The sequence below is a fragment of the Vibrio nereis NBRC 15637 genome, from assembly GCF_001591105.1.
Taxonomy (GTDB): domain Bacteria; phylum Pseudomonadota; class Gammaproteobacteria; order Enterobacterales; family Vibrionaceae; genus Vibrio; species Vibrio nereis.
On sequence record NZ_BCUD01000036.1, the window covers coordinates 1 to 5915 of the forward strand.

8 protein-coding genes are annotated in these 5915 nt (G+C 38.6%); 7 read left to right on the forward strand and 1 reads right to left on the reverse strand.

All coding sequences use genetic code 11. From position 1 onward, the window contains the following. The 7 genes from VNE01S_RS19505 to VNE01S_RS18420 form a co-directional block, all read left to right on the forward strand. Positions 1-885: hypothetical protein (locus tag VNE01S_RS19505; RefSeq protein WP_217998402.1), on the forward strand; the 885-nt coding region annotated here is incomplete at its 5' end. Positions 886-1054: 169 nt separating this feature from the next. Further along, positions 1055-1480 carry an N-acetyltransferase gene (locus VNE01S_RS18395; RefSeq protein WP_053397255.1) on the forward strand — a complete coding sequence of 142 codons (426 nt, stop codon included), beginning with the start codon at positions 1055-1057 and terminating at the stop codon, positions 1478-1480. 158 nt (positions 1481-1638) lie between these two features. Further along, on the forward strand, positions 1639-2598 hold the full coding sequence (locus VNE01S_RS18400; RefSeq protein WP_053397256.1) for a hypothetical protein: 960 nt from the start codon (positions 1639-1641) through the stop codon (positions 2596-2598). Beyond that, the gene (locus VNE01S_RS18405; RefSeq protein ID WP_053397257.1) at positions 2598-3089 is read left to right on the forward strand and encodes an NUDIX hydrolase; all 492 of its coding nucleotides are present in this window, start codon (positions 2598-2600) and stop codon (positions 3087-3089) included. Before VNE01S_RS18400 ends, VNE01S_RS18405 begins: the two co-directional genes overlap by 1 nt. Positions 3090-3327: 238 nt before the next feature. Then, on the forward strand, positions 3328-3564 hold the full coding sequence (locus VNE01S_RS18410) for a hypothetical protein (protein ID WP_053397258.1): 237 nt from the start codon (positions 3328-3330) through the stop codon (positions 3562-3564). Positions 3565-3754: 190 nt separating this feature from the next. After that, entirely contained in the window at positions 3755-4759 is a 1005-nt protein-coding gene (locus VNE01S_RS18415; protein WP_053397259.1) for a S66 family peptidase, read from the forward strand. 136 nt (positions 4760-4895) lie between these two features. Then, entirely contained in the window at positions 4896-5168 is a 273-nt protein-coding gene (locus tag VNE01S_RS18420) for a nicotinamide mononucleotide transporter (RefSeq protein WP_053397260.1), read from the forward strand. Positions 5169-5699: 531 nt separating this feature from the next. Here the strand turns inward: VNE01S_RS18420 and VNE01S_RS19750 are convergent. Further along, the coding region (locus tag VNE01S_RS19750; RefSeq protein WP_306304702.1) for a hypothetical protein at positions 5700-5915 on the reverse strand (216 nt) is incomplete at its 5' end.

A 5915-nucleotide genomic window follows, 5' to 3' on the forward strand; every position in this document is an offset into this window, starting at 1 on the left:
GGCGTTATGATTTGCGAGGAATATATGCTCTATTATTTAGAATCAGAATTTACAAGACAAAGTAAGCTTGAGATTGAAGCAGAGCTAGATTCCGCACGAAAATGGATTTCAGAAGAGCTTGAGCTAGATTATAGTCGTACTCGGCTAGGTCGGTATATCGATTACTTACAGGGCAAAGAAAAATTAGAATCACTTGATGACTTTAGACAGTACATTTTAATTGCAAGAGAAGTTCATGACCTTTTGAGGGTGTTTCGTGCATTTATAGGTTCAGTTGACCCTGAAGTTAAGAGTAAAATTGAAACTGCTCTATCAGGTCAACATTTCCGTTATCAAGCTGCAAAAGAAGAACTTGATCGATCACGAGATTATTTGCATGAGCTGTCGATGGCTTCTAGATTTAAAGATAATGGTTTAAGTGTTGATATTAAGGGGCGCTGTGATGTTATTGTTCGATATGAAAAATATACTGTGTTCATTGAATGTAAACGTATAAAGTCTGAAATTCAATTATTTAAACGTTTTAAAAAAGCAGAAAAGCAATTGAAAGGTCGGATTGGTAGTTCACAGAAAAATAAAATCGGCTTCATTGCTTTAGACATTACTGACTTGGTCATAGTCGATGATGTTCTCCATGAATACTCAAGCGTTAATCAACTAAGAGAGTATTTTTACAACAAGCTTAAAGTTTACGTCGCACAGCATAAACGTAAAATAAAAAGTTATGTGGGACGAGCAACTAAGAGTGTTCTATTCTCTGTAAATGGTTTCGGGTATGTAAAGGGAAAAGGAGTAGTCAACACAACAACTTTTTATGCAGTAGGTTGTGAATCGAACCCTAAAGATTTTAAAAATAACGATAATATATTGAAGAAAGTAGTTTGAAAACAATCATAACAAAGCATTTAAGAGTGATTCCCAACGCTTGGCATTTTTGGTGTTAATCGTTAGGTTTTGTGTTTACGGTGGTAAGGTTAGGTTTTGTGATAGCGTTGCTCACACCTTAATGCGGCGTTATGTTGCCCCGATAAATTTGACAATCTAGAGTTCGAAAATGATAAGAAAGTACAATTCAAATGACTTAGATTCGGTTCTTGGAATCTGGCTTGAAGCCTCTGTTAAAGCCCATGATTTCGTCCAGGCTGACTTCTGGGAATCTCAAGTTGAGAGCATGCGTAATATTTATATTCCTGCTTCAGAAGTTTTCGTTTATGAAATCGAGTCAAAAATAGTTGGTTTTTATGCACTTTATGAAAGTACTTTGGCTGCTATATTCTTGTTTCCTGAATTTCAGGGTAAAGGCATCGGTAAGCAATTATTAAGTCATGCCAAAGCTCAAAGGGCGATATTGAGCCTTTCCGTATACAAGGAAAATCAGGCTAGTTATCAATTCTATTTATCTCAAGGTTTTGCAGTCGTCAGTGAGCAACTGGACGAGCATACGGGACACCCAGAGTACACAATGAGTTCGGGCACATAACAAAGCATTTAAGACGGATTCCCAACGCTCGGCATTTTTGGTTTGCTTTGAATTTAGTGTTTACGGCACAATACTTTAGGTTCAGTGGTCTGCGTTGCTCACCACTTAATGCGGCGTTATGGGTACAGAATAGACTTCATTCATATAAGGATCGATAATTGTTATTTAAAGAAAAACTATTATTGTCAAACTGCGACTCAGTTCGTCAGTTAAGACTGGAAGAGTTACGTAAAAGGTTCCTAATGGGTATGGTTTTTGGGGATGGTGTAGTCCTATCTCCGAACACTCTTGTTGATAACCACAATATGGATGAAATTCTTAAAAAAAGAAATTTAGTTAAATATTTGAATGAAGAAGGATCTGGAAAGTTAGTAATTAGAGGGTTCAATTTAAAAAACAGTTTTGACTTAGAGGAGTACTATGAAAAATTGCCTAGCAATTTTATTCTATCAAGCATCGAAGGAGCGCCGGAAAAAGGAAAGCTCACAAATTATCAACAAGTTTGTTTGTTAGAACGTATACGTAAAACTCAAGCAGCATTGAATGCCATAGTTTATAAATCAGAAAAGGTGGCACTTGAAAAAAGCGCTCTACAAGATGAGATTTTTTTAAGGATTAACGATGATTTGGCAATAGGTAATTATTTCAAGGATGATGGTGATAGAATCCTATTTAAAAGGAAAACATCAAAAATATTTTCTAGGTCTGATTGGTATAATTTTTCAGATGATTATTTTGGTAAAATCAGTCCTATTGAATCAAGACGCTTTAAAAATGAGGTGGTAAATCCATCATACAATTCCTTATTTGCAACAAAAGGCGAAGGTTTTTTGCTAGATGATATCAAGGTACTCAAAGATGTACCGGAAAAAATATTAGATGTGGGCGTTGTATATAAATCATTAAAAAATGAGATAGAGTTGGTTCAATATCCGTATAAAGCTTTTGAAATTATCACTACGTTAGGGGCTACAGACTTATTACAATTTATAACTGATGAAGCGATGGGGTACATCGAAGATAAATGTAAAGAAAGTGCAGCAAGAACTTTTACTAGAAAAAACTGGTTTGGTATGTACCCGAAAATGCAACAGTTTTTAGGGTTGGAGTTGAAATAATGGAGCAGTATAAAAACCCTTGGTTTAGCGTTATCAAAGATGGCGAATTTCACTATATCAAAGAAAATGGTTCCGACAATGGCGCGGTAGTGTTAGTGGAATGTGAAGAAAATTATGTTTTTGTTTTAATTCGTAGAGCAGCTCATTCATTTAGTGAGCAAATTGAAGCGCCTCGAGGTTACGGTGAAGTCAATGAAAGTAGTTATAATACAGCGATAAGAGAAGTACTTGAAGAAACTGGATATACAATAGATATAAATCAGCTTGAAAAATTAGGTGCGATAAAACCTAACTCAGCTATTTTAGCATCAATGGTCGACGTGTTTTATGCACGTATTTCTCAATGTCAGTTGACTGGAAAACCTGAGCAAGAAATTGAAGGTTTGGTAAAAATTCCTAAAATTACTATTCGTGAAAAAATTAGGGATGGGGTTATCTCCGATTCATTTACTTTAAGTGCTTTTGCGCTTTTGTGGAGTAAGTACCCATAACAAACGCTTTAAGACGGATTCGCAACGCGTGGCATTTTTATCATGCGTTGTTTTTAGTGATTTAGTTGGTATGCGGAAACACCGCATTGCGTTGCTCACCACTTAAGCGGGCGTTAGCTCTATTACACTGACCAGTCATTGAATACAGAGTTTTCTTATTATTAGAAGCTGCTCAATCTTTGTTATTCCTTTATATGATTATCTAACCCTATGTTGTAAATCGGTCAGAGGTATCTGAGTGAGTATTAGATTTTGTGAAAAGTGTGGTAAGGAAACCGAGCATAAGGAACTAATAAAGCAAAAGCCTTCGAAGTACGGTAAAAGTAAGAAAGAACAGTTTAAGGCTTTTCTCGAAGGTTTCTTTGGTGGTGTAGCTAGTCCTGTAGGGGCATCTTTAGACCTAATTGACAGATATGTGGTTTGTCAAAAGTGTGGTCATAAAACCATAGAAAATCAGGGCGATGAATTCCAATAGTAATAGAACCATAGATTGTCTTAGCGCACCGAGCTAACAAAGCGTTCAAGAGGGACAGTCAACGCGTGGCGAGATTGGTTTAAACCTTGGTATTGGTGTTTACGGTGGTAAATTAAAGTTTGATGGCAGTGCGTTGCTGCCCCTTAACGCGGCGTTATTTTGCTTTTTGAATTATGGAGGATAAGGGTAAGTGATAGTCCCACAAGCTTTAAAAGTTGGTGATAAAATCGGCTTTTTTTCACCATCATCTCCAGCAACGGCTTTTGCGCCAAATCGCTTCAGGCGAGCAAAATCTTATCTGGAATCTCAAGGCTTTGAGCTAGTGGAGGGTCATCTCACTGGCTGTTCTGATTCATATCGCTCAGGCTCAATTCTAGAACGTGCAGAAGAGTTTAACCGATTAATCCGTGACCCTAATGTACGGTGTATCATGTCTACAATTGGTGGTAGCAATAGTAATTCTCTATTGCCCTACATCGACTATGAAGCACTCAGAAACGATCCCAAGATTATCATTGGTTACTCTGATGTAACGGCTTTGCTACTGGGTATCTATGCTCAAACAGGGCTTATTACTTTTTATGGTCCTTCACTGGTTGCATCATTTGGTGAGTTTCCACCCTTAGTTGAAGAAACACTTAAGTCCTTTCTGGAAATCTTATGCTCGGAGTCTGACTCGTATCAGTACACAATGCCTTCGTCGTGGACAGATGTTAAGCACGACTGGGAAACTCAAGACTCTCCAAAAACTAGTTACGCAAATGAATGGCAATTTTTAGGTAATGGCCAAGTTAGTGGTCGTATAATTGGTGGCAATCTGAATACCATGGCAGGCATATGGGGTAGCCAATATATGCCTAAGATAGAGCCAGGCGATATCCTCCTGCTTGAAGACTCTCTCAAAGGTATAGAAACAGTCGAACGTTCTTTTGCCCATTTAATGGCTTGCGGTGTGTTTGAAAAGGTTGGTGCAATTGTATTAGGCAAGCATGAACTGTTTAATGACAAAGGGACGGGGCGCACGCCGCTTGACGTTTTGCTTGAAGTGCTAAATGGTAAAAACGTCCCTATACTTTATGGTTTCGACAGTTGTCATACGCATCCAATGCTGGTTACACCTCTGGGCATTCAGGCTTCAATTGATTTTGACAGCCAAACTATTGGGCTTGAAAGTCAGTGGGTAACAGCAAATTAACAAGGCGTTCAAGAGGGACAGTCAACGCGTGGCGAGTTTGGTTCAAGTCTTGGTATTTGTGTTTACGGTGGTAAATTGAAGTTTGGTGGCAGTGCGTTGCTGCCCCTTAACGCGGCGTTATGTGCTTGGAGGAAAAATGGAGTATTTTCAGTACTATGGAATCGACTGGGTTGCAATGGTACTTACGTTTCTTGCAATTTGGCAAATTGGAAATAAGAGCAAAATCGGTTTTATTTTAATGATGTGCGGTAACACTAGTTGGGTAGCAGTTGGTTATCTTACTGGCAGTGTGGCAATGATAATTGCAAATATCATCTTTTTCTCAATGAACCTTAGAGCAATCATCAAATGGTCGACGCCAGAGAAAGAGCCTAAAGTTAGTGTTGCTGAGCAGTCATCTACAAGCTAGAAGTTCGCACATAACAAACTGTTCAAGAGGGATTCGCAACGCGTGGCATTTTCACTATGCGTTGATTTTGGTGATTAAGGTGGTTTGCGGCGGCTTTTGTATTGCGTTGCTCACCCCTTAACAGGGCGTTAGTTTGCAAGAGGAAAAACGTAGCTATATCGCAAGATCTAGTGGTAAAAACTCAAAGTTGAAATTGTCGTATCGGCGTTCAATTTCAGTGTTAATTAGCGTGGTAAAAATCCAAAATTGGCATCGTTTCAAGGGTAGATTTGTTCTTTGGTGCGGCGACTTTTGGGTTCACTGAGTTGAACTTTTTTGCTGAAACTCTGCTCGTTGAGTTTGTTGGTACAAAAGCCGATTTACTCGCTGAAATGACGTTTTCTCTGATGTGGTAAGCTCACGTGGTTTCAGTAACTTTGTTGAAAATCCGCATTGTGAGATTGGTTTTCCAAAAGTGCTTTTTGGTGTTGTGAGTTCGTTTTCTGCGGCGTTGTTTATTCCAAGTGGTTTCATTGACTAGCCGCTTTGAGACTACGCCTGACTTAAGTGCATCAAAGCACATAAAGTTTGTTGTTCGCAAAGTTTAAGATAACGTAAATTCAACGTTTTGGGTCTGCAAACTAACAAACTGCTCAAGAGGGATTCACAACGCGTGGCATTTTTACTATGCGTTGATTTTTGGTGATTAAGGCGGTATGCAGCGACTTCGGTATTGCGTTGTTCACCCCTTAGCAGGGCGTTATGTGG